Annotated in this window: 22 protein-coding genes and 1 pseudogene; 13 read left to right on the top strand and 10 right to left on the bottom strand. The window is 71.2% G+C overall.

Translation table 11 applies throughout. The features are described 5' to 3' along the window. Positions 1-146: 146 nt before the first annotated feature. The 6 genes from ACTVZO_RS29415 to ACTVZO_RS29390 all read right to left on the bottom strand — a co-directional run bounded on the left by ACTVZO_RS29415 (position 147) and on the right by ACTVZO_RS29390 (position 7,366). Positions 147-1,565, bottom strand: coding sequence for an NAD(P)/FAD-dependent oxidoreductase (locus tag ACTVZO_RS29415; protein ID WP_443301190.1), 1,419 nt, complete (start codon positions 1,563-1,565; stop codon positions 147-149). Between the two features lie 23 nt (positions 1,566-1,588). Then, complete coding sequence (locus tag ACTVZO_RS29410; protein ID WP_443301189.1) at positions 1,589-2,383, bottom strand: ABC transporter permease; 795 nt, start codon at positions 2,381-2,383, stop codon at positions 1,589-1,591. Continuing rightward, positions 2,383-3,312, bottom strand: a complete 930-nt coding sequence (locus tag ACTVZO_RS29405; protein WP_443301188.1) for an ABC transporter permease — start codon at positions 3,310-3,312, stop codon at positions 2,383-2,385. The genes ACTVZO_RS29410 and ACTVZO_RS29405 overlap by 1 nt, the downstream gene beginning before the upstream one ends. After that, positions 3,309-4,481 carry an ABC transporter ATP-binding protein gene (locus tag ACTVZO_RS29400; RefSeq protein WP_443301187.1) on the bottom strand — a complete coding sequence of 391 codons (1,173 nt, stop codon included), beginning with the start codon at positions 4,479-4,481 and terminating at the stop codon, positions 3,309-3,311. The genes ACTVZO_RS29405 and ACTVZO_RS29400 overlap by 4 nt, the downstream gene beginning before the upstream one ends. 72 nt (positions 4,482-4,553) lie before the next feature. Next, positions 4,554-5,804 carry a polyamine ABC transporter substrate-binding protein gene (locus tag ACTVZO_RS29395; RefSeq protein WP_443301186.1) on the bottom strand — a complete coding sequence of 417 codons (1,251 nt, stop codon included), beginning with the start codon at positions 5,802-5,804 and terminating at the stop codon, positions 4,554-4,556. Positions 5,805-5,851: 47 nt separating this feature from the next. Next, positions 5,852-7,366: a gamma-aminobutyraldehyde dehydrogenase gene (locus tag ACTVZO_RS29390; protein WP_443303303.1), complete on the bottom strand. Its 1,515-nt coding sequence runs from the start codon at positions 7,364-7,366 to the stop codon at positions 5,852-5,854. A gap of 194 nt (positions 7,367-7,560) precedes the next feature. On the opposite strand from ACTVZO_RS29390, the gene ACTVZO_RS29385 reads away from it, so the two are divergent. Then, complete coding sequence (locus tag ACTVZO_RS29385; RefSeq protein ID WP_443301185.1) at positions 7,561-8,109, top strand: NADAR family protein; 549 nt, start codon at positions 7,561-7,563, stop codon at positions 8,107-8,109. Positions 8,110-8,591: 482 nt separating this feature from the next. After that, positions 8,592-10,189 (top strand): annotated as a pseudogene (locus ACTVZO_RS29380) (TROVE domain-containing protein). Between the two features lie 22 nt (positions 10,190-10,211). On the opposite strand, the gene ACTVZO_RS29375 reads toward ACTVZO_RS29380, so the two are convergent. Beyond that, positions 10,212-10,940 (bottom strand): DUF4190 domain-containing protein, encoded by a 729-nt coding sequence (locus ACTVZO_RS29375; protein WP_443301184.1) that lies wholly within the window; start codon positions 10,938-10,940, stop codon positions 10,212-10,214. 110 nt (positions 10,941-11,050) lie between these two features. On the opposite strand from ACTVZO_RS29375, the gene ACTVZO_RS29370 reads away from it, so the two are divergent. Further along, positions 11,051-12,076, top strand: coding sequence for an adenosine deaminase (locus tag ACTVZO_RS29370; RefSeq protein WP_443301183.1), 1,026 nt, complete (start codon positions 11,051-11,053; stop codon positions 12,074-12,076). A gap of 37 nt (positions 12,077-12,113) precedes the next feature. After that, on the top strand, positions 12,114-12,818 hold the full coding sequence (locus ACTVZO_RS29365) for a glycerophosphodiester phosphodiesterase (RefSeq protein WP_443301182.1): 705 nt from the start codon (positions 12,114-12,116) through the stop codon (positions 12,816-12,818). Positions 12,819-12,850: 32 nt separating this feature from the next. Here the strand turns inward: ACTVZO_RS29365 and ACTVZO_RS29360 are convergent, their stop codons facing one another. From ACTVZO_RS29360 to ACTVZO_RS29350, 3 genes are all read right to left on the bottom strand, one after another. After that, positions 12,851-13,372: a hypothetical protein gene (locus tag ACTVZO_RS29360; RefSeq protein WP_443301181.1), complete on the bottom strand. Its 522-nt coding sequence runs from the start codon at positions 13,370-13,372 to the stop codon at positions 12,851-12,853. A gap of 82 nt (positions 13,373-13,454) precedes the next feature. Then, positions 13,455-14,633, bottom strand: coding sequence for an ABC transporter substrate-binding protein (locus tag ACTVZO_RS29355; RefSeq protein WP_443301180.1), 1,179 nt, complete (start codon positions 14,631-14,633; stop codon positions 13,455-13,457). A 93-nt stretch (positions 14,634-14,726) separates the two neighbouring features. Next, a complete protein-coding gene (locus ACTVZO_RS29350; RefSeq protein ID WP_443301179.1) occupies positions 14,727-16,166 on the bottom strand; it encodes a gamma-aminobutyraldehyde dehydrogenase in 1,440 nt (479 codons plus the stop codon). A 170-nt stretch (positions 16,167-16,336) separates the two neighbouring features. Here ACTVZO_RS29350 and ACTVZO_RS29345 point away from each other — a divergent pair, with 170 nt between their 5' ends. The 9 genes from ACTVZO_RS29345 to ACTVZO_RS29305 all read left to right on the top strand — a co-directional run bounded on the left by ACTVZO_RS29345 (position 16,337) and on the right by ACTVZO_RS29305 (position 24,858). Beyond that, positions 16,337-16,840 (top strand): Lrp/AsnC family transcriptional regulator, encoded by a 504-nt coding sequence (locus ACTVZO_RS29345; protein ID WP_069922162.1) that lies wholly within the window; start codon positions 16,337-16,339, stop codon positions 16,838-16,840. A gap of 3 nt (positions 16,841-16,843) precedes the next feature. Then, positions 16,844-18,205 carry an aspartate aminotransferase family protein gene (locus tag ACTVZO_RS29340; RefSeq protein ID WP_384219693.1) on the top strand — a complete coding sequence of 454 codons (1,362 nt, stop codon included), beginning with the start codon at positions 16,844-16,846 and terminating at the stop codon, positions 18,203-18,205. 181 nt (positions 18,206-18,386) lie between these two features. Then, on the top strand, positions 18,387-19,160 hold the full coding sequence (locus ACTVZO_RS29335; protein ID WP_443301178.1) for an ABC transporter ATP-binding protein: 774 nt from the start codon (positions 18,387-18,389) through the stop codon (positions 19,158-19,160). Further along, complete coding sequence (locus ACTVZO_RS29330) at positions 19,142-20,212, top strand: hypothetical protein (protein ID WP_443301177.1); 1,071 nt, start codon at positions 19,142-19,144, stop codon at positions 20,210-20,212. The genes ACTVZO_RS29335 and ACTVZO_RS29330 overlap by 19 nt, the downstream gene beginning before the upstream one ends. A 26-nt stretch (positions 20,213-20,238) precedes the next feature. Further along, positions 20,239-21,336: an LOG family protein gene (locus ACTVZO_RS29325; RefSeq protein WP_443301176.1), complete on the top strand. Its 1,098-nt coding sequence runs from the start codon at positions 20,239-20,241 to the stop codon at positions 21,334-21,336. An 80-nt stretch (positions 21,337-21,416) separates the two neighbouring features. Continuing rightward, on the top strand, positions 21,417-22,322 hold the full coding sequence (locus tag ACTVZO_RS29320) for a hypothetical protein (RefSeq protein WP_443301175.1): 906 nt from the start codon (positions 21,417-21,419) through the stop codon (positions 22,320-22,322). A 96-nt stretch (positions 22,323-22,418) separates the two neighbouring features. Further along, positions 22,419-23,075 carry a hypothetical protein gene (locus ACTVZO_RS29315; protein ID WP_443301174.1) on the top strand — a complete coding sequence of 219 codons (657 nt, stop codon included), beginning with the start codon at positions 22,419-22,421 and terminating at the stop codon, positions 23,073-23,075. Between the two features lie 122 nt (positions 23,076-23,197). Further along, on the top strand, positions 23,198-23,455 hold the full coding sequence (locus ACTVZO_RS29310; protein WP_443301173.1) for a ferredoxin: 258 nt from the start codon (positions 23,198-23,200) through the stop codon (positions 23,453-23,455). Next, positions 23,452-24,858: an NAD(P)/FAD-dependent oxidoreductase gene (locus ACTVZO_RS29305; RefSeq protein ID WP_443301172.1), complete on the top strand. Its 1,407-nt coding sequence runs from the start codon at positions 23,452-23,454 to the stop codon at positions 24,856-24,858. Before ACTVZO_RS29310 ends, ACTVZO_RS29305 begins: the two co-directional genes overlap by 4 nt. Positions 24,859-24,864: the final 6 nt, after the last annotated feature.

Raw genomic sequence — 24,864 nt, 5'->3', positions numbered from 1 at the left:
TCCGTTCGTCTCGTGTCGGTGAAGGGTTCTCACCGGGAGAGAGCGCGGCCGGGCGGAGCTATGACGCGGGTTCCGTTACTCCGTGGTGGTGAAGCGGGTCACACGGCGGCCCGGCGGTGTGCGCCGGGGGCGCGCGTCCGGGAGGGTCAGCTGTCGAAACCGAGGCCGAACCGGTCGAGCGTGCGCAGCCAGAGGTTGCGGCGCCCGCCGTGGCTGTCGGCGCGGGCCAGCGACCACTTGGTCAGGGTGATGCCGGTCCAGGCGAAGGGCTCGGGCGGGAACGGCATCGGCTTGGACTTCACCATCTCCAGCCGGGTGCGCTCGGTGGACACCCCGTCGAGCAGGTCCAGCATCACGTCCGCGCCGAAGCGGGTGGCGCCCACGCCGAGCCCGGTGTAGCCGGCGGCGTAGGCCACCTTCCCGGAGTGCGCGGTGCCGAAGAAGGCCGAGAAGCGCGAGCAGGTGTCGATCGCCCCGCCCCACGCGTGGCTGAACCCCAGTCCCTCCAGCTGCGGGAAGGCGGTGAAGAAGTGCTCCGCGAGCTTGAGGTAGGTCTCGGGGCGGTGGTCGTACTCGGAGTCGAGCTTCCCGCGGTAGGGGTAGATCGCGTCGTAGCCGCCCCACAGGATCCGGTGGTCCTTGGTGATCCGGAAGTAGTGGAACTGGTTCGCGCTGTCGCCCAGGCCCTGCCGGTTCTTCCAGCCGATGGCGGCGAGCTGGGCCTCGTCCAGCGGCTCGCTCATCAGCGCGTAGTCGTAGACCGGCACGGTGAACGGGCGGATGCGGCGCACGAGCGAGGGGAAGATGTTGGTGCCCAGGGCGACCCGGCGCGCCAGGATCGTGCCGTACGGGGTCTGGACGGTCATCCCCCGCCCCGCCGAGGCCATCTTCAGGCCGCGGGTGTTCTCGTAGATCCGCACCCCGAGGTCCAGACAGGCCTGCTTGAGGCCCCAGGCGAGCCTGGCCGGGTTGAGCATGGCGACGCCGTCGCGGTCCCAGAGGCCCGCGAGGAAGGTCGGGGAGTCGACCTCGGCGCGCAGTGCCTCGCCGTCGAGCCATTCGCAGCGGCCGGCCAGGCCGAGCCGCTGGGCCTCCTCCTGGAGTTCGCGCAGCTCCTCGACCTGGTGGGGCTCGGTGGCGACGTCGATCTCACCGGTGCGCTCGAAGTCGCAGTCGATGCCGTAGCGGGCGACGGCCTCCTCGATGGCGTCGAGGTTGCGGGCGCCCAACTCCTCCAGCTTCGCGAGCTCGCCGGGCCAGCGGGCCATCCCGTTGGCGAGTCCGTGGGTGAGGGAGGCGGCGCAGAAGCCGCCGTTGCGGCCGGAGGCGGCCCAGCCCGCCTCCTTGCTCTCGATCAGGACCACGTCCCGGCCGGGGTCGCGCTCCTTGGCGAGCAGCGCGGTCCACAGTCCGCTGTAGCCTCCGCCGATGACCAGCAGGTCGCAGCGCTCGCCGGTGGTGAGCGCCGGCTGCGCGGCGGGCTTGCCGGGGTCGTCCAGCCAGTACGAGACGGGCTTGGCTCCGGACAGGGATTTCGCAACACTACGCATGGCGACTGGGGCCATGGCTTCCAACTCCCTACAGGGGTCTACTTCGGTTGTGCCTTCTTGCGGCGGTTGCCGACCATCTGGCCGACGAGGACCACCAGGACGGCGATGACGAACATCGCCGTGCCGATGACGTTGATCTGCACGGGCGTACCGCGCTGGGCCGATCCCCACACGAACATGGGGAAGGTGACGGTGTTGCCCGAGTTGAAGTTGGTGATGATGAAGTCGTCGAAGGAGAGCGCGAAGGAGAGCAGCGCTCCCGCCGCGATGCCGGGTGCCGCGATCGGCAGGGTGACCCGTACGAAGGTCTGCACCGGGCCGGCGTAGAGGTCGCGGGCGGCCTCCTCCAGCCGCGGGTCCATGGACAGGACCCGCGCCTTGACGGCGGCGACGACGAAGCTGAGGCAGAACATGACGTGGGCGATCAGGATCGTCCAGAAGCCCAGCTGGATGCCCATGTTGAGGAAGAGCGCGAGCAGCGAGGCCGCCATCACGATCTCGGGCATGGCCATGGGCAGGAAGATCAGCGAGTTGACCGCGCCGCGCGCCCGGAAGCGGTAGCGGACGAGCGCGAAGGCGATCGCGGTGCCCAGGACGGTGGCGCCTATGGTGGCCCACAGGGCGATCTGGAGCGAGAGCGAGAGGGAGCCGCAGAGGTCGGCGACCCCGCAGGGGTCCTTCCACGCGTCGAGCGAGAACTCCTGCCAGGCGTAGTTGAACCGCCCGGTGGGGTTGTTGAAGGAGAAGACCGTCACGACCACGTTCGGCAGGATCATGTACGCGAGCGTGCCGAGGCCGGCGATCACTACGAGGTTGCGGCGAAGCCAACGCATCAGACCAGGTCCTCCGTCCCCGCTCGGCGGATGTAGATGGTGACCATGATCAGCACAATGGCCATGAGGATGAAGGACAGCGCGGCCGCCGTCGGATAGTCCAGGATCCGCAGGTACTGCGACTGGATGACGTTGCCGATCATCCGGGTGTCCGTGGAGCCGAGCAGTTCGGCGTTCACGTAGTCGCCGCTCGCCGGGATGAAGGTGAGCAGGGTCCCGGAGACCACGCCCGGCATGGACAGCGGGAAGGTCACCTTCCGGAAGACCGTCGCGGGGCGGGCGTACAGGTCCCCGGCCGCCTCGTGGAGGCGGGTGTCGATGCGCTCCAGCGAGGAGTACAGCGGCAGGATCATGAAGGGGAGGAAGTTGTACGTCAGACCGCAGACGACCGCGAGGGGCGTGGCCAGGACCCGGTCGCCCTGGGTGAGGCCGAGCCAGCTGGTGACGTCGAGGAAGCCGACGTTGTTGAGGACGGCGACCACCGGGCCGCCGTCGGCCAGGATCGTCTTCCAGGCCAGGGTGCGGATCAGGAAGCTGGTGAAGAACGGCGCGATGACCAGGACCAGCAGCAGATTGCGCCAGCGGCCCGCCTTGAAGGCGATCAGGTAGGCCAGCGGATAGCCCAGCAGCAGGCACAGCAGGGTGGCGGTGCCCGCGTAGAGCAGGGAGCGCAGGAACTGCGGGTAGTACTCGGTGAAGGCGTCCCAGTAGGTCCGGAAGTGCCAGGTGACCCGGAAGCCCTCTTCGAGCGAGCCGGTCTGCACCGAGGTGGAGGCCTGGTAGACCATCGGCAGCACGAAGAACACCAGCAGCCACAGGATGCCGGGGAGCAGCAGCCAGTACGGGATGAGCCGCTTGCGCGCCGACGGCTTGTGGACCGGGGGTTCGGTGGGGGCGGGCGCCTGGGGCGGCGCCGCGGTGGTCGTCATGCGCTCTCCTCCACCGTCTCGATCCCCGCGTCGATGTCCTGGGCCGCGTCGAGGCCGAAGCTGTGCTCCGGGTTCCAGTGCAGGACGACCTCGGCGCCCGGCACCAGGCGACCGTCCCGCTCGATGTTCTGGGCGTACACCTCCAGCTCGGGGCAGACCTGGCTGTCGATGACGTACTGGGTGGAGACGCCGATGAAGGAGGAGTCCGCGATCCGCCCGGTGATCTTGTTGCGGCCGGTCGCGATGGTGTGCTCCTCGTCCGCGTGGACCAGGGAGATCTTCTCGGGGCGCACCCCGACCAGGAGCTTTCCGCCCGTACGGGGGGTGGTCGCGCAGCGGGCGGCGGGCAGCCGGAGGGTGGCGCCGGAGGCGGACACGACGATCTCGGATCCGGAGCCGGCCGCGGCGCCGGTGCCGGCGGTCTCCACGGTGGCCTCGATGAGGTTGGAGGTGCCGAGGAAGTTCGCGACGAAGGTGGTGCCCGGGTTCTCGTACAGCTCGGCGGGGGCGCCCAGCTGCTCGACGCGGCCGCCGTTCATCACGGCGACCGTGTCGGCCATCGTCATGGCCTCCTCCTGGTCGTGCGTGACGTGCACGAAGGTGATGCCGACCTCGGTCTGGATGCGCTTGAGCTCCAGCTGCATCTGGCGGCGCAGCTTGAGGTCGAGCGCGCCGAGGGGCTCGTCGAGGAGGAGCACCTGGGGGTGGTTGATCAGGGCGCGGGCGACGGCCACGCGCTGCTGCTGGCCGCCGGAGAGCTGGTGCGGCTTGCGCTGGGCGAACTGGCCGAGCTGGACCAGCTCCAGCATGTCGTCGACCTGCTTCTTGACCGACTTGATGCCGCGGCGGCGCAGGCCGAAGGCGACGTTCTCGTAGATGCTCAGGTGCGGGAAGAGGGCGTAGCTCTGGAAGACCGTGTTGACCGGGCGCTTGTACGGGGGCAGGTGGGTGACCTCCCGGTCACCGAGGCTGACGGTGCCGGTGGAGGGCTCCTCCAGGCCGGCGATCATGCGCAGAGTGGTGGTCTTCCCGCAGCCCGAGGCGCCGAGCAGGGCGAAGAAGGAGCCCTGGGGAATGGTGAGATCCAGCGGGTGCACGGCGGTGAAGGTGCCGTAGTGCTTGCTGATCCCGGCGAGGCGGACGTCGCCGCCCGCGGTCTTCTCAGTCATGGGTGGGTCCCGGGGTTGGGTGGGGGAAGGGTCAAGGGGGCTGGGCCGGGCGGAGCCGGCCGCCGCGGGGCGTCAGGCTCCGATGAGCTTGGCGAACTTCTCCTCGTACGCCGTCTCTTCTTCGCTGGTCAGGGAGCGGAAGGCGTGGGCCTTGGCGGACATGGCCTTGTCCGGGACGATCAGCGGGTTGTCCGCGAGCGCGGGGTCGATCTTGGCGAGCTCGTCCTTGACGCCCTCGACCGGGCAGACGTAGCTGATGAACGCGGCCAGCCGGGCGGCGACCGGGGGCTCGTAGTAGTAGTCGATGAGCTTCTCCGCGTTGGCCTTGTGCCGGGCCTTGGCGGGGACCAGCAGGTTGTCGCTGGAGGTGATGTAGCCGGGGGCGGGGATGGCGTACTGGATGTCCGGGTTGCCCGCCTGGAGCTGGATGACGTCGCCGGCCCAGGCCAGACAGGCGGCGAGGTCCCCCTTGTCGAGGTCCGCGGTGTAGTCGTTGCCGGTGAAGCGGCGGATCTGCTTCGAGTCCACGCCCTTCTGCAGGCGGCCGATCGCGCCGTCGAAGTCGGCGGTGGTGAAGTTCGCCGGGTCCTTGCCCTGGTCGAGCAGGGTCATGCCCACGCTGTCGCGCATCTCGGTGAGGAAGCCGACCCGGCCCTTGAGGGTGGGGTCGTCCAGCATCTGCGTGACGGAGTCGACCTTCTTCCCGTCGGTGGCCTTGGTGTTGTAGGCGATGACCGTGTCGATGCCGGTCCACGGGTAGCTGTAGGCGCGGCCCGGGTCCCAGTCGGGGGAGCGGAACTGCGGGATCAGGTTGGCGTAGGCGTGCGGCAGGTGGGAGGGGTCCAGCCGCTGCGCCCAGCCGAGGCGGATGATGCGCGCGGCGAGCCAGTCGGTGACGACGATCAGGTCGCGGCCGGTGTCCTGGCCGGCGGCGAGCTGCGGGCGGATCTTTCCGAAGAACTCGACGTTGTCGTTGATGTCCTCGGTGTACTTGACCTCGATCCCGGTCCGTTTGGTGAACTCCTCCAGGGTGGGCCGGGTCTTCTCGTCGTCGCTGGTGTCCATGTACTCGGTCCAGTTGGAGAAGTTGATCTCCTTCTCCTGCGCCGAGCGGTCGTCGGACGCGACGGCCGAGTCACCCTCGCGCTTCGCGGGCGGGATGCCGCAGCCGGCGAGGGCGGACAGACCTGCGAGGGTGAGCGCTCCGACTCCGGAGGCGCGCAGCAGCGAGCGGCGGGTGAGGGCGCCGCGCCCGCTGGTGAGGCTGCGCCGCATCGCGGCGAGTTGCGCCGCCGAGAGGCGGTCGGGCTCGAACTGCTCCATGCGCTGTGCCCTTTCGGGAGGTGTACCGCCGGTCGGGCGGCAGAGGCTTATCGGTCCCCGAAGATCGTGCGGTGCCAGTCCTTCTCGGCCACCGCGGTGTTGTCGTACATCACATGCTTGACCTGCGTGTACTCCTCGAAGGAGTAGGCCGACATGTCCTTTCCGAAGCCGCTGGCCTTGTAGCCGCCGTGGGGCATCTCGCTGATGATCGGGATGTGGTCGTTGACCCAGACGCAGCCCGCCTTGATCTCGCGGGTGGCGCGGTTCGCGCGGTAGACGTCGCGGCTCCAGGCGGAGGCGGCGAGCCCGTACGGGGTGTCGTTGGCCAGCTCGATGCCCTCGTCGTCGGTGTCGAAGGGCAGGACGACGAGGACCGGGCCGAAGATCTCGGACTGGACCACTTCGCTGTCCTGGGCGGCTCCGGAGATGAGGGTGGGCCGGTAGTAGGCGCCTTCGGCGAGCTCGCCCCCGGGGATCTCGCCGCCGGTGACGACGGTGGCGTAGGCGCGGGCCCGCTCGACGAAGCCGGCGACCCGGTCGCGCTGGGCGTGGGAGACCAGCGGGCCGAGGTCGGTGGTGGACGCGAACGGGTCGCCGACGCGGACGGTGTCCATCAGCTCGGCGACGCGGGCGACGAACGCGTCGTGGAGGGGGCGCTGGACGTAGGCACGGGTGGCGGCGGTGCAGTCCTGGCCGGTGTTGATGAGGGAGGCGGCGACGGCGCCGTGCGCGGCGGCCTCCAGGTCGGCGTCGTCGAAGACGAGGAAGGGGGCCTTGCCGCCGAGCTCCAGGTGGAGCCGCTTGACGGTGGCGGTGGCGATCTCGGCGACGCGCATGCCGACGGCGGTGGAGCCGGTGAAGGAGGTCATGACCACGTCGGGGTGGCCGACCAGGTGCTCGCCGGCTTCGCGTCCGGCGCCGGTGACGATGTTGACCACGCCGTCGGGCAGGCCCGCCTCCTTGGCGGCCTGCGCGAACATCAGCGAGGTCAGCGGGGTGAGCTCGGCGGGCTTGAGGACGATCGTGTTGCCCGCGGCGATGGCCGGGAGGATCTTCCAGGCGGCCATCTGGAGCGGATAGTTCCAGGGCGCGATGGAGCCGACGACCCCGATGGCCTCACGACGTACGTACGAGGTGTGGTCGCCCGAGTACTCGGCGGCCGCCTGCCCCTGGAGGTGCCGGGCCGCGCCCGCGAAGAAGGCGGTGTTGTCGACGGTCCCCGGGACGTCGAACTCCGTGGACAGCTTGATCGGCTTCCCGCACTGGAGGGACTCGGCGTACGCGAAGTCGTCGGCCTGCTCGGCCAGTACGGCGGCCAGCCGGTGCAGGGCGTCCGACCGCTCTCCAGGGGTGGCGGCCGACCAGCCCGGGAAGGCCCTCTTGGCGGCGGCGACGGCCTCGTCCACGTCCGCCGTGCTCGCGAGTTCGTAGGTGAGGACCTCGTCCCCGGTGGCCGGGTCGACCACGGTGTGTGACCTTCCCGAGGTGCCGGACCTGAGCTGCCCGTCGATGTACTGCGCGCCGTCCGCGAAGCGGTCCTTGACCTGGAAGCGGTTGCCCATCACGCTCTCACGCTCTCCGTAGCTACAGTTCGAGCTACAGCTCGAATTGAGTGCCGATCCTGGCAGAGGAGACTCCCCTGTCCAAGTGATTCCGTTGTTGCCTTTTGATTACGCGACGGATTCGGTCGACCAAGTGTCGAGGCACGCCCGAAATCCCGTACGAGTTGTCCGTGGCGACTGCCAGACTCGCGTGCATGGAGATGATCGACAAGCTGATCAAGCAGGTCAGCCGTGGTGAGCGAGTGAAGTTCCTGCCCTTCTGGGGACACCGCCCGCGGCCGGACGGCAGCCTCGGCCCGAGCTGCCTGAGCCAGTGGTGGCCGGCCGAGTTCACTGTGGGTGATGTCCGGTACGCCACCGCCGAGCACTGGATGATGGCCGGGAAGGCCCGCCTCTTCGAGGACGCCGACGCGGAGCGGGCGGCCCTCTCGGCCCCCACTCCGGCCCAGGCGAAGAACGCCGGACGACTCGTGCGCGGCTTCGACGACGCCGTGTGGGAGCGGGAGCGGTTCGCCCTGGTCGTGGAGGGCAGCGTGCACAAGTTCGGCTCCGACCCGGCGCTGCGCTCCTACCTGCTGGCCACCGGGGACCGGGTCCTGGTCGAGGCGAGCCCCCTGGACCGGGTCTGGGGCATCGGCCTGGCCGCCGACGACGAAGGCGCCCTGGACCCGGCCCGCTGGCGGGGCCTGAACCTGCTGGGCTTCGCCCTGATGGAAGCCCGGGAACGGCTGCGGCGGGGCTGACCGTAATTGCGTGGCGGAGCCTCCGGCCCGCCGCCTCACGTGATCCTCGTCCAGGTGCGCGGGCGAGACCTACTTCCACTGTTAATGGGGCGGTCGCGGGTTCGAGTCCCGTCACCGGCTTCGGGCCGGTGTAGCTCAGTCGGCAGAGCACCACGTGGTTTCGCCGAACTCGATCTCTGGACACCTACGTCACGCACCTCCCGGTGCGCGGGCAGCGGCTCCTTCTTCCGCGAAGACACCGGGCCGCCGCCACTTCGGTCTCGGAAGGCACGCGTGGGGGATGCCCGGTGCGCAGGCGACGGCTCCTTCTGGGAACCCGGAGGTCGTGGGTTCGAATCCCACCCGGCCCGTCACCCGCAAGGGAACGGGCCGGTGGAGCAGCACGGTGGCTCGCCGGGCACACGGTCCGCCGCCGACTTCCGATCTCGGGCATCCCCCATGTCACGCCTCCCCCGCTTTCCTTTGAATTCGGGGGGATTCACATGGCTCGTTTCAACCTGCGCCGAGCGCCCAAGGCGGCGCCCGCCGCGCCCACTTCGCCCGTCCGCTCCGCCGGCCGCGCCCGCACCCACGAGGGCGGCCCGGGCCACCTGCGCGACCCGCGCTCCGAACTGTTCCTGCTGGCGGTCGCCAACTTCGTGACCCAGCGCACCGCGTACGAGAGCGGCACTGCCCGTGACGAACGCTTCGCGGCCCTGGTGCGGCGGCTCGCGGTCGAGGACCCCGCGTGGACGGCCGGCCTGCTGGGCTGGCTCCGCGGGGAGGCGAACATGCGCACGGCCTCGCTCGTCGGCGCGGCCGAGTAGGTGAAGGCACGCCTCGACGCGGGCGCCGCCGACGGGCCTTCGAACCGCGGCGTCGTGGACTCCGTACTGCGGCGCGCGGACGAGCCCGGCGAACTGCTGGCGTACTGGACGGCGGCGTACGGCCGCAACGTGCCCAAGCCCGTGAAGCGCGGCATCGCCGACGCCGTGCGCCGGCTCTACTCCGGCAGCTCGCTGCTGAAGTACGACACCGACTCCAGGAGCTACCGCTTCGGCGACGTCCTCAACCTCGTGCACGCCTCCCCCGACCCGGCCAAACCCTGGCAGGGCGAGCTGTTCCGCCACGCCCTGGACCGCCGGCACCACCCCCAGGACGCCGAGGTGCCGGCCGGCAACCGGACCCTCGCCGCCCACCGGGCGCTGATGGCGCTGCCGGTCGCCGAGCGGCGCGGTGTGGTCACCGCGCCCGACGGCGCCGAGCGGCTCGCGCGGGCCGGGATGACCTGGGAGGCACTGACCGGCTGGCTGCAGGGGCCCATGGACGCGGCCGTCTGGGAGGCGGTCATCCCGTCCATGGGCGCGATGGCCTGCTGCGCAACCTGCGCAACTTCGACCAGGCCGGCGTCTCGGACGAGGTGGCCGCGGCCGTCGCGGCGAAGGTCTGCGACCCCGAAACCGTCGCCCGGTCGCGGCAGTTCCCCTTCCGCTACCTGGCCGCCCACCAGCACGCGCCCTCGCTGCGCTGGGCGTATCCGCTGGAACGGGCGCTCGGCCACTCGCTGGCCAACGTGCCGTCGCTGCCCGGGCGGACGCTGGTCCTCGTGGACCGGTCCGGCTCCATGTGGTCCCCGCTCTCGGACCGCTCGCAGCTCAACCGGGCCGACGCGGCGGTCGTGTTCGGGGCGGCGCTCGCGCTGCGCGCCGAGCGGGCGGACCTGGTGCAGTTCGGCACGACCAGTGCGGTGGTGCCGTCCGGACCGGGCGAGTCCGTACTGAAGGTGCTGGGGCGGTTCGGGAACCTCGGCGGTACCTGCACGGCCCAGGCCGTCAAGGAGCACTACCGCGGCCACGACCGGGTGCTGATCGTCACCGACGAGCAGGCCGCCTCGTACGGCCAGGGCGGCGACCCGACGGCCGGGGTTCCGCAGACGGTGCCCGTGTACACCTGGAACCTGGCGGGCTACCGGGTGGGCCACGCCCCGTCCGGCTCCGCGAACCGGCACGCCTTCGGCGGGCTCGGTGACGCGGCCTTCCGCATGGTGTCGCTGACCGAGCGCGGCCAGGACGCCGACTGGCCCTGGGAGTCGGGCGCCTGAGCTCCGGGCCTGGGCCCGGGGCTCATATCTTCTCGCGCTCCCGGGAGTCCGAGTACGGGCTCTCGAAGCGGGAGTCGCCGCTCCAGTCGCCGTCCAGCAGCGGGGCGAACATGGCCAGCAGCATCAGGGCACCCAGCACGATGCCGATCGCGCCGAGGATGATGCCGGCGAGGGCCATCCCGCCGTTGTCGGCCTCGCCGCGGCTGGCCTTGCCCTTGCCGAGGGCGCCGAAGACGACCGCCCCGATGCCGATCCCGATGGCCAGGACGCTGGTGATGCAGCCGACGACCGAGAGGATGCCGAGGACCAGGGCGGTGACGCCGAAGCCGTTGCTCTTCGGCGTCGCGTACGGCGGGTATCCGGACGTGCCCGGGTATCCGGAGGGGCCCGGGTACCCGGGGTAGCCGGGCACGGCCTGGTATCCCGTGTCGCCCGGGTAGCCGTACCCCGGCACGGCGGACGGGGCGGCGGGATATCCGTAGCCGCCCGGGTCCGGCTGGGCCGGATACCCGTACGCGGGCGAAACGGCGGGCGTCGGGGCCGGCGCCGCAGCGGGGTGGGGGGCGGCGGGCTGCGCGGCGGGCTGCGGTGCTCCGGCCCCCGGCATCCCGGCGACCGTCTGCTGGTCGTGCACGGACGGCGGGCCCGGTACTCCCGGCGCGGCCTGCTGGGCCTGCTGCTTGCCCAGGTCCACGGCAGGACGCTCCGGCGGCGCCCACGGGTCCCTCGGCTCAGGGCTCTGGTCGGTCATGCGGCGCCCCCCTCTCGTACGGCCATGCTAAGCGCTGCCACCGACAGTCACGGGGGTGCCTACGATGAAGGCCGACCTGACCGCACCCGCGTCCTCCCGGAGGCACCCCCATGACCGACCTGCACCCCTTCATCGCGGGGCTGCCCAAGGCGGAACTCCACGTCCACCACGTCGGCTCGGCGTCCCCGCGCATCGTGGCCGAGCTCGCCTCCCGGCACCCCGACTCGAAGGTCCCGACCGATCCCGAGGCGCTCGCGGACTACTTCACCTTCACCGACTTCGCTCACTTCATCGAGGTCTACCTGTCGGTCGTGGACCTCGTCCGCACCCCCGACGACGTACGCCACCTCACCTTCGAGGTGGCCCGCGACATGGCCCGGCAGAACATCCGCTACGCCGAACTGACCATCACCCCCTACTCCTCCACCCGCCGCGGCATCGAGGAGAAGGCCTTCATGGAGGCCATCGAGGACGCCCGCAAGGCCGCCGAGGCCGAACTCGGCGTCATCCTGCGCTGGTGCTTCGACATCCCGGGCGAGGCCGGCCTGGAGGCCGCCGCCGAAACCGCCCGGCTCGCCGTCGACCTGCGCCCCGAGGGCCTGGTCTCCTTCGGCCTGGGCGGCCCCGAGATCGGCGTGCCGCGCCCCCAGTTCAAGCCGTACTTCGACCGGGCACGCGCAGCCGGCCTGCACAGCGTGCCGCACGCCGGCGAGACCACCGGCCCCGAGACGGTGTGGGACGCCATCCGCGAGCTGGGCGCCGAGCGCATCGGCCACGGCACCAGCTCCACCCAGGACCCGGAGCTCCTCGCCTACCTGGCCGAGCACCGCATCGCGCTGGAGGTCTGCCCGACCTCCAACATCGCCACCCGCGCGGTGACCGACCTGGACCTGCACCCCGTCAAGGAGATGGTGGCCGCGGGCGTCCTCGTCACCATCAACAGCGACGACCCGCCGATGTTCGGCTCCGACCTGAACAACGAGTACGCGGTGGCGGCCCGCCTCCTCGACCTCGACGAGCGCGGTCTGGCCCAGCTCGCCAGGAACGCCGTCGAGGCCTCCTTCCTGGACGGGGCCGGCAAGGCGCGGATCACGGCGGAGATCGACGCGTACACGGCCGAATGGCTCGCGCGCTGACGTCCCGCCGGACGCGCCGGCCCCTGAGAATGGGGCCATGCGCACCCTGACTGCCGTCGGCCACCGCGGCGATCCCTACCGTGTCCGTGAGAACACCCTGGCCTCGATCCGCTCCGCGTTCGCGCGCGGGGCGGACGCGGTCGAGATCGACGTACGGCTGACCCGCGACGGGGTGCCGGTCCTGCTCCACGACGAGACGCTGGACCGGCTGTGGGGCCATGCCGTGCGGCTCGACGCCGTGACGGCCCCGCAGCTCAAGGAGCTGACCGGGGGCGGGATTCCGACGCTGCGCGAGGCGGTGCTGGCGGCGGGGGCGGGTCGGCTGATGATCGACCTGCCGGGTGCCTCGTACGAGGCGGTACGGACGGTGGTGGGCCATGTCCGCGAGTGCGGGGCGCGCGAGCGCACCTTCTACTGCGCCGGGCCGAACACCATGCTCGCGGTCCGCGCCGCCGATCCGGGCGCGGAGATCGCGCTCACCTGGACCACGCTGTCACCGCCGCGCCGGGTGCTGATCGACGCGGTGGCCCCGCGCTGGCTCAACTACCGCTTCGGTCTGGTGACCCGGGAGCTGACGGACGCGCTGCACCGGGACGGCCTGCTGGTGTCGGCCTGGACCGCGGACACCCGGCGGACGATGCGGGCGCTCGTCGGGGCCGGCGTCGACTCGATCACCACGAACCGCGTGGACGCGCTGACCGCCGTGCGGTCGCGCCTCGGCGTACCGGCCGCGCCGCACTGACGCCCGCACGCCCACGACGGTCCCGGCCCGGCTCAGACGGCGGCCGGGGCCGGTACCCGGGGCGCGGCGGGTGCGGCGGGTGCGGCGGGCGTGGCCGGCAGGGCTTCCAGGCGCTTGATCATGCGGCGCAGGAGCAGCAGGGGGAGCACTCCGAAGACGCCGAAGGCCATGTCGATGACGGACCACCAGACGGGGATCCCCCGGATCGGGCCGCAGACCAGGGCCAGGGGGATCACGCCGGCGCAGGCGATCATCCCCGCTTCGACGATCCAGATGTTGCGGACGGGGTCGCGGTACACCCCGTAGAAGAAGACGGCGATGACGAGGTGGGCGAAGGCCAGCCAGTCGGTGCCGTACAGCAGGAAGGGGTACTCGGCGTCGGCCCGCTCCAGGCCGTCGCCGACACGGCGCAGCCAGTCGTTCTCCACCAGGGCGTTGGCCCACCGGAGTTCGCTGACCAGGGGGAAGGCGGTGAGGCCGCTGAGCACGAGGCAGACGAGGAACAGGGTCAACCAGGCACGGATCCGCCGCTGAAGGGCGCTTCTCTCGCTCATGGGAGGAAGCCTACGCAGCTTTCTGAACACGTTCAAGCAATTGCCTGAACGTGTTCAATTCCGCTTGGGCGGCGACCGGGGGTCAGAGTCCGACGATCGCGTTCCAGCGCCTGGCGAGGAGGCGGCGTTCGGCCGAGGAGATGTCCCGGGCGACGACCAGCCGCTCGCGCATCCCGTCGTCCGGGAAGATCAGCGGGTTCTCGGCCAGTTCGGCGGTCTCCTCGTCGTCGGAGCCGGCCAGCACCTCGCGGGCGGCCGGGACGGGGCAGACGTAGTTGACGGAAGCGGCGAGCTCCGCGGCCACCTCGGGGTCGTAGTAGTGGTCGATCAGGGCCTCGGCATTCGCCTTGTGCCGGGCCAGGTTGGGCACGAGGAGGCTCTCCGCCCAGAGCTCGGCCCCCTCCTCCGGGACCACGAACTCGATGTCGGGGTTGTCCGCCTGGAGCTGGATCGCGTCGCCGGAGTAGGCCTGGCACGCCAGGACGTCGCCCTTGCTCAGGTCGGAGGTGTAGTCGTTGCCGGTGAAGCGGCGGATGTGCTTCTTCCTCACCATGCTCTCGACCCGGTCGCACATCCGGTGGAAGTCGGACTCCGTCCAGCGGGTGACGTCCACGCCGTCGCCCTGCATCAGGAGGGCGAAGGACTCGTCGAGGCCGGAGAAGAGGGTGACCCGGCCCGCGAGGTCCGGCTGCCACAGGTCGCCCACGGACTTGATCTCCCGGCCCAGGGCCTTGCGGTTGTAGGCGATGCCGGTGATCCCCGACTGCCAGGGGACGGTGTGCAGCCGGCCCTCGTCGAAGGCGGGGGAACGCAGCTGGGGGTCCAGGTAGCGGTCCACGTTGGACTGCGCCGAGCGGTCCATCTTCTGGGCCCAGCCGAGGTGGACGAAGCGGGCGGCCATCCAGTCGCTGACCACCACCAGGTCGTGGCCCGTCTCCTGGCGGTTCATCAGGGCGGGGCTGACCTTGCCGAAGAACTCGTCGTTGTCGTTGATCTCCTCGGAGTACAGGACCTCGATGCCCGTCCGCTCCGAGAAGGCGTCCAGCGTCGGACGGCTCTCCTCGTCCTCCTCGTCGGTGTCGATGTACAGCGGCCAATTGGAGAAGGAGAGGGTCCGGTCGCGCTCGGACCGGTCGAGTCCTCCGCGCCGGTCCTCGGGGACGTAGGCGGCGGGTACCCCGCAGCCGGCGAGGGCGGCCAGCAGGCCCGTGGCACCGAGGCCGCGCAGTGCGGCGCGGCGGGAGAAGGCGAGTTGAGGCATGGCCTCAGCGTCGGGGAAACGCGAAGGGGCGGGCAATAGACATGTTGTCTACCGCCCGCCCCGTCAACGGCCTGCTCTGACCGATGCGACCGGTCAGCCGTCGAGCGAGGTCATCACGTGCTTGATGCGCGTGTAGTCCTCGAAGCCGTAGGCGGAGAGGTCCTTGCCGTAGCCGGACTTCTTGAAGCCGCCGTGCGGCATCTCGGCGACGAGCGGGATGTGGGTGTTGATCCACACGCAGCCGAAGTCGAGGTTCTTGGACATCCGCATCGCGCGGCCGTGGTCCTTGGTCCACACGGAGGAGGCGAGGGCGAACTCGACGCCGTTCGCGTACGCCACGGCCTGGGCCTCGTCCGTGAAGGACTGGACGGTGATGACGGGGCCGAAGACCTCGTTCTGGATGATCTCGTCGTCCTGCTTGAGGCCCGAGACCACGGTCGGGGCGTAGAAGTAGCCCTTCTCGCCGACCTGGTGGCCGCCCGCCTCGACCTTGGCGTGGGCGGGCAGGCGCTCGATGAAGCCCGCGACCTGCTTCAGCTGGTTCGGGTTGTTCAGCGGACCGTAGAGCACGTCCTCGTCGTCCGGCAGGCCCGTCTTGGTGTCGGCGGCGGCCTTGGCGAGCGCGGCGACGAACTCGTCGTGGATCGACTCGTGCACGAGCACGCGGGTGGCGGCGGTGCAGTCCTGGCCGGCGTTGAAGTAACCGGCGACCGCGATGTCCTCGACGGCCTTGGCCAGGTCGGCGTCCTCGAAGACCACGACCGGGGCCTTGCCGCCGAGCTCCAGGTGGACGCGCTTGACGTCCTTCGAGGCGCTCTCGGCCACCTGCATGCCGGCGCGCACGGAGCCGGTGATGGAGGCCATCGCCGGGGTGCTGTGCTCGACCATGGCCTTGCCGGTCTCGCGGTCACCGCAGATGACGTTGAAGACGCCCTTGGGCAGGACCGAGTCGATGATCTCCGCCATCAGGACGGTGGAGGCGGGGGTGGTGTCCGAGGGCTTGAGCACCACGGTGTTGCCCGCGGCGATGGCCGGGGCGAACTTCCACACGGCCATCATCATCGGGTAGTTCCACGGCGCGACCTGGGCGCACACGCCGACCGGCTCGCGGCGGATGATCGAGGTCATGCCCTCCATGTACTCACCGGCCGAGCGGCCCTCGAGCAGCCGGGCGGCGCCGGCGAAGAAGCGGATCTGGTCCACCATCGGCGGCAGCTCCTCGCTGGCCGTGAGGCCCAGCGGCTTGCCGGTGTTCTCCGACTCCGCGGCGACGAGCTCGTCCGCGCGCGCCTCGAAGGCGTCCGCGATCTTCAGCAGCGCCTTCTGCCGTTCGGCGGGCGTGGTGTCGCGCCAGCCGGGGAAGGCGGCCGCGGCGGCGGCCATGGCCGCGTCGACGTCGGCCTGGCCCGAGAGGGGGGCGGTGGCGTACGCCTCGCCGATGGCCGGGTTGACCACCTCGGTGGTCCGCCCGTCGGCGGCGTCCTTGAACTCTCCGCCGATGTAGTTGCGCAGACGACGCAGTTCGGTGGTCACTACAGCCACTCTCCTGATCACATGTCCAACGATTGAGACGATCCCCAAAGAGTAGCCCCTTGGCGGAGGCTTTCGACAGAGCCAGACACCACGAACTACGAAATCAGTGAGATCTGAGTCGTCAAACGACGGATTTCATCGATTCCGTCTTGCGGAACAGACGACTCCTCGTGCACAGTGTGGTCGTGGTCAGTCGAAGCGCAGATTCCAGGAACAGACAACCGTCCCCTTCGGTCGATGCTGTGTCCCTGGCGATCATCGAGCAACTGCAGGAGGACGGCCGTCGTCCCTACGCAGCGATCGGCAAGGCCGTCGGCCTGTCGGAAGCGGCCGTGCGCCAGCGCGTACAGAAGCTGCTCGACCAGGGCGTCATGCAGATCGTCGCCGTCACCGACCCGCTCACCGTGGGCCTGCGACGCCAGGCCATGGTCGGCATCAACGTCGAGGGAGACCTCGACCCGGTGGCGGACGCCCTGACCGCCATGGCCGAGTGCGAGTACGTGGTGATGACCGCAGGGTCGTTCGACCTGATGGTGGAGATCGTCTGCGAGGACGACGACCACCTGCTCGAAACGATCAACAAGAAGATCCGCGCGCTCCCCGGCGTGCGATCAACCGAAAGCTTCGTTTACCTGAAGCTGAAGAAGCAGACCTACATGTGGGGAACTCGATAACCCGTGAGCCAGGACCTCTCCAAAACCGCGTACGACCACCTGTGGATGCACTTCACCCGCATGTCGTCCTACGAGAACGCGCCCGTGCCCACCATCGTGCGTGGTGAGGGCACCTACATCTTCGACGACAAGGGCAAGCGCTACCTCGACGGCCTCGCCGGCCTGTTCGTGGTCAACGCCGGTCACGGCCGCAAGGAACTGGCCGAGGTCGCCTACAAGCAGGCCCAGGAACTCGCGTTCTTCCCCATCTGGTCGTACGCGCACCCCAAGGCCGTGGAGCTCGCCGAGCGCCTCGCCGACTACGCCCCGGGCGACCTGAACAAGGTCTTCTTCACCACCGGTGGCGGCGAGGCCGTCGAGACGGCCTGGAAGCTCGCCAAGCAGTACTTCAAGCTCCAGGGCAAGCACACCAAGTACAAGGTCATCTCGCGTGCGGTCGCCTACCACGGCACCCCGCAGGGCGCCCTGTCCATCACGGGCCTGCCGGCCCTGAAGGCCCCCTTCGAGCCGCTGGTCCCCGGCGCGCACAAGGTGCCGAACACCAACATCTACCGCGCCCCGATCTACGGCGACGACCCCGAGGCCTTCGGCCGCTGGTGCGCCGACCAGATCGAGCAGGAGATCCTGTTCGAGGGTGCCGACACCGTCGCCGCCGTCTTCCTGGAGCCGGTGCAGAACGCCGGCGGCTGCTTCCCGCCGCCGCCCGGCTACTTCCAGCGCGTCCGCGAGATCTGCGACGAGTACGACGTGCTGCTCGTCTCCGACGAGACGATCTGCGCCTTCGGCCGTCTGGGCACGATGTTCGCCTGTGACAAGTTCGGCTACGTCCCGGACATGATCACCTGCGCCAAAGGCATGACCTCGGGCTACTCCCCGATCGGTGCCTGCATCGTCTCGGACAAGCTCGCCGAGCCGTTCTACAAGGGCGACAACACCTTCCTGCACGGCTACACCTTCGGCGGCCACCCGGTCTCCTCGGCCGTCGCGCTGGCCAACCTCGACATCTTCGACAAGGAAGGCCTCAACCAGCACGTGCTGGACAACGAGGACGCCTTCTTCTCGACGCTGAAGAAGCTGCACGACCTGCCGATCGTCGGCGACGTCCGCGGCAACGGCTTCTTCTACGGCATCGAGCTCGTCAAGGACAAGGCCACCAAGGAGTCCTTCACGGACGAGGAGACGGAGCGCGTGCTCTACGGCTTCCTCTCCAAGGCGCTCTTCGAGAACGGCCTGTACTGCCGGGCCGACGACCGAGGGGACCCGGTCATCCAGCTGGCCCCGCCGCTGATCGCCGACCAGGGCACCTTCGACGAGATCGAGGGCATCCTGCGCTCGGTGCTCACCGAGGCGTGGACCAAGCTCTGATCAGCCGCCGGACCAGGGCTTAAATAGTCCGATCACACGGCCCGGATCCCCCGTTCGAGTGAGAACGAGGGGGTCCGGGCCGTGTGCTGTCACCATCCAAGACGTTCATCTCTTTACATCTCATTGCGGCGCCAGTGACCGAACCGGTTCCGCTTCGTTCCCCCGGACGGAGGTGTACGCCATGGTGGCTCCACCGGACACCGCCCCACCCGACAATGATGTCCTGTGGGCTCGGTCCCTTCACTACTCCCACAGGGGGTCCCCCGGACTCATCGGGATCTCCGTCGGGGTCCGCCAGGGCGAGATCCTCGCCCTGACCGGCCCGCGCGGCAGCGGCAAGACCACCCTGCTGCGCTGCCTCTCCGGACAGCTGCGCCCCGAACAGGGCGAGGTCTGGTTCAACAGCGTCCCCGTCCACACCATGGGCGTGCAGGCCCGCGAGCGGCTGCGCCGCGACCGGTTCGGCTGGATCGGCCCCGAGCCGCAGCTGCTGCCCGAGCTCAAGGTGTGGGAGAACGCGGCCCTGCCGCTGCTGCTCGCCGGCGCCTCGCACCGCAGTGCCAAGCGCGCCGCCTGCGAATGGCTCGAGCGCCTGGACATCGGCGGCTTCGCCCGCAAGCGCCCCACCGCCCTCAACCGGGCCGAATGCCAGCGGGTCGCGCTGGCCCGGGCCCTGGTCAACGAGCCCGCGGTGATCTTCGGCGACGAGCCCACGGCCCCGCTGCACCGGGCCGAGCGCGCCCTGCTGCTCCGTACGCTCACCACCGCGGCCCGCTCGCACGGGATCACCGTGGTGCTGGCCACCCACGACGAGGACACCGCGGCCGTCGCCGACCGCCGCGTGCCGCTGCTCGACGGCCGGCCCGCCGCCACGGCCGGGGCCGCCCCGAGTCCGCCGGGGCCCCCGGCGGCCGAGACCACGGAGGGGCAGGCCGCGTGCTCGCTCTCCGCCTAGCCCGCGGCTCCCGGCCGCTGGTCCAGCTGCGCCGGCTGCTCGTCGCCGCCGCCTCGGCCGGCACCGGGTTCCTCCTCCTGTACGTGCTCGCCGGGGCGGTGGCCCGTCCCGGCGGATCGTTCCCTCGCCTGCTGTGGGCCCTGGTTCCGCTGGCCGCGACCGTCCAGTTCGCCGTCGCGGTCGCCCGCACCGACCCGGCGACCCGGCCCCGGGCGGGCCTGGACGCCGCCGGGCTGGGACCCGTACGGCTCGGTCTGGTCGCGGCGATCTCCACCGCCGTCGCGTGCGGCCTCGGCAGCGCACTCGCCCTGGGCGCCTTCCTGCACCTGCGCGGGGACCTGGCCGGGCTGCCCTTCGACGGCGCCGGAGCCGCACTGCTCCACGCCGGCCAGCCGCTGCCCGTGGCGGCCGCGCTCACCCTGCTGGTCCTGGTCCCGCTGACCGCGTCGGCGGCCGTCCTCAGCCTGCCCCGGCGCAGGCCCCTGGCCCCGCAGACCGGGCTGCCGTGGGGCATCGCGATCACCGCCTGCGGCCTCGCGGTCGAGGCCTACGCCGGGCCGGTGGGACCTGGGATGCTGGCCGGCTGGTCGCTGACCGCCGCCGGCCTGGCCCTCGCCGGACCCGGCCTGGCCTACGCCTGCGGCACGCTGGTCCAGGCCGCGCGCCCCGGGGCGCCGCGGCTGCTGGCCGGGCGGACCCTCCAGGAGGAGGCGCCCCGGCTCGGGCCGCCGCTCGGGGTGCTCTGCGCCGTCGGGGCGGGCGCCCTCACCGCCCTGGCCCTGCGGGACCACGCCGGTGTGCTCCTCCCCCTCGGCCCGCTGACCGGACCGGCCGCCGCTCTGGTCGCCCTGTGCGCCGCCGCGACCCTTCTCACATCCGTGGTGGAGGCCCGGCAGAGCCGGGCCGCCGGGCGCGAGGCCCTGACGGACCTCGGAGCTCCGGCCAAGGTGCTGCGTACGGCCGCGAGTTTGCGGGCCACGGCGCTGGTGGCCGTGTGCGTACCCCTCAGCTGGGGTGTGGCGCAGCTGACGTCACTGGCCCTGACCCGCTGACGCGAGCAGCCCTTAGGGTGGGCCGAATGGTCAACGGATACATCGACACCGAGATCGAGACGCTCGCCGAATTCGACCAGGTCGTGGCCCGCGGCTCGCTCAGCGGCTACCGGATCCATTCGGTCAACCTGCTGGAGCGCACCTTCGCGCTGCTGTCCGCCGACACCTCGGCCGCCGTGTTCCTGGGCTGCGCGATGGAGCCGGACGCCTCGGTGAAGGTCCGCGCGGACGGCGCCCTGGTCTTCCCGCCCGTCCCCGACCTGCCGTTCAACCCCTACCGGGGCCTGCTCTACACGCCCGAGGAACTGTTCGCCGGGCTGCCCGCGGGGTACGAGTCCACCCCGGACGCCCAGACCTACGCGTGGTTCCAGGAGACCAAGGCCGACGGCGACATCTTCTCCTCGATGCTCCGGTCCATCCACGACGACGCCGTCTCCGACGCCCTCGACGAGCACCTCCAGGGTGCCCGGGTCGTCGGCGTCATGGGCGGCCACGCCATGTCCCGGGGCGGTGCGGAGTACCGCGGCGCGGCGGAGCTCGGCCGCGCGCTGACCCGGTCCGGGCTCACCGTGGCCACCGGCGGCGGACCCGGCGCGATGGAGGCCGCCAACCTCGGCGCCTACCTGGCCCCCGCCCCGGACGAGGCCCTCGGCGAGGCCCTGGAGCTGCTGGCCAAGGCCCCGTCCTTCGCCCCCTCGGTCTCCGACTGGGCGCGGGCGGCGTTCGCCGTACGGGACCGGTGGCCGGGCGGCGGCGACTCGGTGGGCATCCCGACCTGGTTCTACGGGCACGAGCCGCCGAACGCCTTCGCGGCCCACATCGGCAAGTACTTCGCGAACGCCACCCGCGAGGACGGGCTGCTGGCCCGGTCCACGGCGGGCGTGGTGTTCCTGCCGGGCGCGGCGGGCACGGTGCAGGAGGTCTTCGACAGCGCGACGCCGAACTACTACGCGTCGCGGGGCGAGCCCGCGCCGATGGTCCTGGTCGACCGGACGCACTGGACCGAGCGCCTCCCCGCCTGGCCCCTGCTGCGGGCGCTGGCGCGCGGCCGGGCGATGGAGTCCCGGATCGCGCTGGTGGACTCGGTGGACGAGGTCCCGGACGCGCTGGCGTCAATGGCCTGACACCGGGAGGCAACTTCCCGGCCCGTTCTGACGTCTGGCAGTGGTACCGCATTACCTGCCAGACGTGAACGGAGCCCTCGGTGCTCATAGGCCTGCTGACCGCTGTCGCGGCGTCCATCTGCTACGGGACGGGATCCGTCCTGCAAGCCGTCGGATCGCGCCGCGCCGCCCGGATGTCCCCGTCCGCCGCCGGGGTCACCGCGCACGGCGGCCCCAACCTGGCGTCGACCGCGAAGGCGGCGATGACCTGGGAGTTCATCGTCGGCACGATCCTGGACTTCGTGGGCTTCGGGCTGGGCGCGCTGGCGGCCCGCCTGCTGCCGCTGTTCCTGTCCCAGACGGTGATCAGCGCCAACCTGGTGATCACGGCCGTGCTCAGCGTCAAGATGCTGGGCATCCGGCTGAGCCGCAAGGAGTGGACCTCCATCGGCGTCGTCTGCACGGCGCTGGTGCTGCTGGCGACGGCCGCGGGCCACGAGGGCGGCCACCACGCCCCGATGTCCACGCACTGGTGGCTGCTGGGCATCACCCTGCTGCTGATGGTGGGCGGCACGGTCGCCGTACGCCTCCTCGGCGGCGGCGCGGCGATCCTGGCGGGTCTGCTGTCGGGCCTGGGCTTCGGCGCACTGGGCGTCGGCGTCCGGATCCTGGACGGCGTCGACCCGTTCGACCTGGGCACGCTGCTGGCCGACCCGGCCCTGTACGCCATCCTCGTGGCGGGCTTCGGCGGCATGTACCTGCACACGGTCGCCCTCCAGATCGGTTCGGTGAACGGCGCGACCGCCGCCCTGGTCGTCGGCGAGACGGTCCTCCCGGGCGCGATCGGCGTGCTCTGGCTCGGTGACGCCTCCCGGCCGGGGCTGGCCTGGCTGGCGGTCTCCGGCTTCGTGCTGGCGGTGGCCGGCGCGGTGGCGGTCGCCTGGTACGGCAAGCACGAGGGGGCCGACGAGGGCGCCGCGGCCCCCGTACCGGAGCCGGTCGGCTGACCCGTGGGCCGGCCGGTGTCACCCGGTCGGCCGACCCCCGGTGGTGGCGCGGCGGCGGCTGCCGCTTGCTGGACAGGGGGAGAGAGCGAGGGGCCCATGGAGGCCACGACCGATCCGCTGAAAACACCGCGCGCGGCCGGGCTCGCCGGAATCGCCTTCGCCCTGCTGCTCGCGGCGGCGATCGTCCTGATGCGGATCGCCGTCCCGTCGGGCGACGCCGCCGTCGCACCCATCGCCCCGGACCGGCGCTGGGCCGTCCAGGTGGCCCTGGAGATCGTGCCCTTCGCCGGCATCTTCTTCCTGTGGTTCATGGGCGCCCTGCGCGCGCACACGGGTGAGGCCGAGGACCGGTTCATCGCCACCGTGTTCCTGGGCAGCGGCTTCGTCTTCGTGGCGACGCTGTTCGCCGCCGCCGCGGCGGCGGGCACCGTGCTGGACGAGGCCACGCCCTCCGATTTCGGCCGCCACTTCGCCTACACCCTGCTGTCGACGTACGGGATGCGGGTGGCCGCCGTGTTCGTCCTGGCCACCTCGACCATCGGGCGGCTGCTCGGTGTCTTCCCGCGGTCACTGGCCCTGCTGGGCACCGTGGTCGGTCTGGTCCTGCTCGTCGCGGGCTCCGGCATGCCCTGGTCCGAGCTGCTGTTCCCGGCCTGGGCGCTGATCATCAGCGTGCATGTCCTGCGGGCCCGGCGCGGCACCGCCCGTACGGCCCCCGACGTGGCCCGCCCCGGTCCTCCTGACCCATCCTGACCTGCGCATTCACACTCCGGCGGGCGGCCTGTGGGCCCCGCGTGCATGCTGGTGGGAAGGGGAGGATCCGCGGGGGTACGGGGGTGACGGGGAAGTACGGCCGAGGGAAAGGCAGAACCGTCATGAGGCTTGTCGTCGACCTCAACCGCTGCCAGGGATACGCCCAGTGCGCTTTCCTCGCTCCCGACGTCTTCGCCATGCACGGCGACGAGTCGCTCCTCTACAACCCGGAGGCGGCCGCCGAACAGCGGGAGAACGTCGAACGCGCCGTGGCCGCCTGCCCGGTCGGCGCGATCCTGCTGGAGCTCACGGACGAGGACATGGCCGGTGTGCCGTCGCCGGACGCCGTGGCCGGGACTCCCTCCGGAGGCGCGCGGTGAAGGGTGGAGGAGCACACGACGGGGCCCTGGCGCGGCTCAAGCGCGAGGGGCGCATCGTCGTCGTCGGCGCTTCGCTGGCCGGTCTGCGGGCCGCCGAGACCATGCGCGAGAAGGGCTTCGCCGGTTCGCTGACGATGATCGGCGACGAACCGTACGAGCCGTACGACCGGCCCCCGCTGTCCAAGCAGGTCCTGCTGGGCAATGCGGTCGCCGACCACACGGCGCTGCCCCGCCGCCGGGCGATCGACGCCGACTGGCGCCTCGGGGTACCCGCCACCGGCCTGGACATGGCCGCCCGGCGGGTCCGCCTCGGCAACGGCGACGAGGTCGAGTACGACCGGCTGCTGATCGCCACCGGCGTCCGCGCGCGGCCCTGGCCCAACGCGGAGGAGGGCGCCCTCAAGGGAGTCTTCGTCCTGCGCACCCGCGACGACGGCGAAGGGCTGCAACAGGCCCTGGCCGCCGGCCCGCGCCGGGTGCTCGTCATCGGAGCCGGCTTCACCGGCTCCGAGATCGCCTCCGCCTGCCGGGAGCGCGGCCTGGACGTCACCGTCGCCGAACGCGGCGCGGCGCCGCTGGTCGGCGCGCTCGGCGGGGTGATCGGCGAGATCGCCGCCGGGATGCACCGCGAGAACGGCGTCGACCTGCGCACCGGGGTGATGGTGACCGGGCTGGAGGGCGACCCCTCGGGACGGGTCCGCGCCGCCCACTTCTCCGACGGGTCCACCGTGGAGGCCGATGTGGTGGTCGTCGGGCTCGGCGCGCAGCGCAACACCGAATGGCTCGCCGGGTCCGGGCTGGGTGCGGGCCCCCGGGGCATCGCCTGCGACGCGGGCTGCCGGGCCTTCGACATCCGGGGCATCGTCACCGACGACATCTACGTGGCGGGTGACGTGGCACGCTCCCCGCACGCCCTGTTCGGCTACCAGTTCCTGTCGCTGGAGCACTGGGGCAACGCCGTCGCCCAGGCCGACACCGCCGCGCACAACATGCTCAGCGAGAGCGCGGACCGCCGCCCCCACCTGTGGGTGCCGGCGTTCTGGTCCTCGCAGTTCGGGGTGAACATCAAGTCGGTCGGCGTACCGCCGATGGGGACCGAGCTCCTCGTCATGCAGGGCTCGCTCGCGGAGCGCAGGTTCGCGGCCGTGTACGGGTACCAGGGGCGCGTGATCGCCGCGGTGACCTTCGACAACTGCCGGTGGCTGCCGTTCTACGAGCACCAGATCGAGGCCAACGCGCCGTTCCCGCCGGAGTTCTCGACGGTGGACCGCAGGCCGGAGGGGAGCAAGCCGGTTCCGGCGGACTTCCCCGACCCCTCGGTGCCGACGCACGGACCGACCATCACCCTCAGCGGCTATTCGCCGGCCGACCGGAAGATGACCTTCGTCCCCGGGCGCGCCTGACCCTGC

The organism is Streptomyces sp. IBSNAI002, from assembly GCF_052244475.1.
Lineage (GTDB): Bacteria > Actinomycetota > Actinomycetes > Streptomycetales > Streptomycetaceae > Streptomyces.
This window is presented reverse-complemented; position numbering and strand designations above follow the sequence as displayed.

Coding starts and splice junctions, on each gene's coding strand:
- ACTVZO_RS29415 (WP_443301190.1), bottom strand. CDS start 1,565: ATGGCCCCAGTCGCCATGCGTAGTGTTGCGAAATCCCTGTCCGGAGCC.
- ACTVZO_RS29410 (WP_443301189.1), bottom strand. CDS start 2,383: ATGCGTTGGCTTCGCCGCAACCTCGTAGTGATCGCCGGCCTCGGCACG.
- ACTVZO_RS29405 (WP_443301188.1), bottom strand. CDS start 3,312: ATGACGACCACCGCGGCGCCGCCCCAGGCGCCCGCCCCCACCGAACCC.
- ACTVZO_RS29400 (WP_443301187.1), bottom strand. CDS start 4,481: ATGACTGAGAAGACCGCGGGCGGCGACGTCCGCCTCGCCGGGATCAGC.
- ACTVZO_RS29395 (WP_443301186.1), bottom strand. CDS start 5,804: ATGGAGCAGTTCGAGCCCGACCGCCTCTCGGCGGCGCAACTCGCCGCG.
- ACTVZO_RS29390 (WP_443303303.1), bottom strand. CDS start 7,366: ATGGGCAACCGCTTCCAGGTCAAGGACCGCTTCGCGGACGGCGCGCAG.
- ACTVZO_RS29385 (WP_443301185.1), top strand. CDS start 7,561: ATGGAGATGATCGACAAGCTGATCAAGCAGGTCAGCCGTGGTGAGCGA.
- ACTVZO_RS29375 (WP_443301184.1), bottom strand. CDS start 10,940: ATGACCGACCAGAGCCCTGAGCCGAGGGACCCGTGGGCGCCGCCGGAG.
- ACTVZO_RS29370 (WP_443301183.1), top strand. CDS start 11,051: ATGACCGACCTGCACCCCTTCATCGCGGGGCTGCCCAAGGCGGAACTC.
- ACTVZO_RS29365 (WP_443301182.1), top strand. CDS start 12,114: ATGCGCACCCTGACTGCCGTCGGCCACCGCGGCGATCCCTACCGTGTC.
- ACTVZO_RS29360 (WP_443301181.1), bottom strand. CDS start 13,372: ATGAGCGAGAGAAGCGCCCTTCAGCGGCGGATCCGTGCCTGGTTGACC.
- ACTVZO_RS29355 (WP_443301180.1), bottom strand. CDS start 14,633: ATGCCTCAACTCGCCTTCTCCCGCCGCGCCGCACTGCGCGGCCTCGGT.
- ACTVZO_RS29335 (WP_443301178.1), top strand. CDS start 18,387: ATGGTGGCTCCACCGGACACCGCCCCACCCGACAATGATGTCCTGTGG.
- ACTVZO_RS29325 (WP_443301176.1), top strand. CDS start 20,239: ATGGTCAACGGATACATCGACACCGAGATCGAGACGCTCGCCGAATTC.
- ACTVZO_RS29315 (WP_443301174.1), top strand. CDS start 22,419: ATGGAGGCCACGACCGATCCGCTGAAAACACCGCGCGCGGCCGGGCTC.
- ACTVZO_RS29310 (WP_443301173.1), top strand. CDS start 23,198: ATGAGGCTTGTCGTCGACCTCAACCGCTGCCAGGGATACGCCCAGTGC.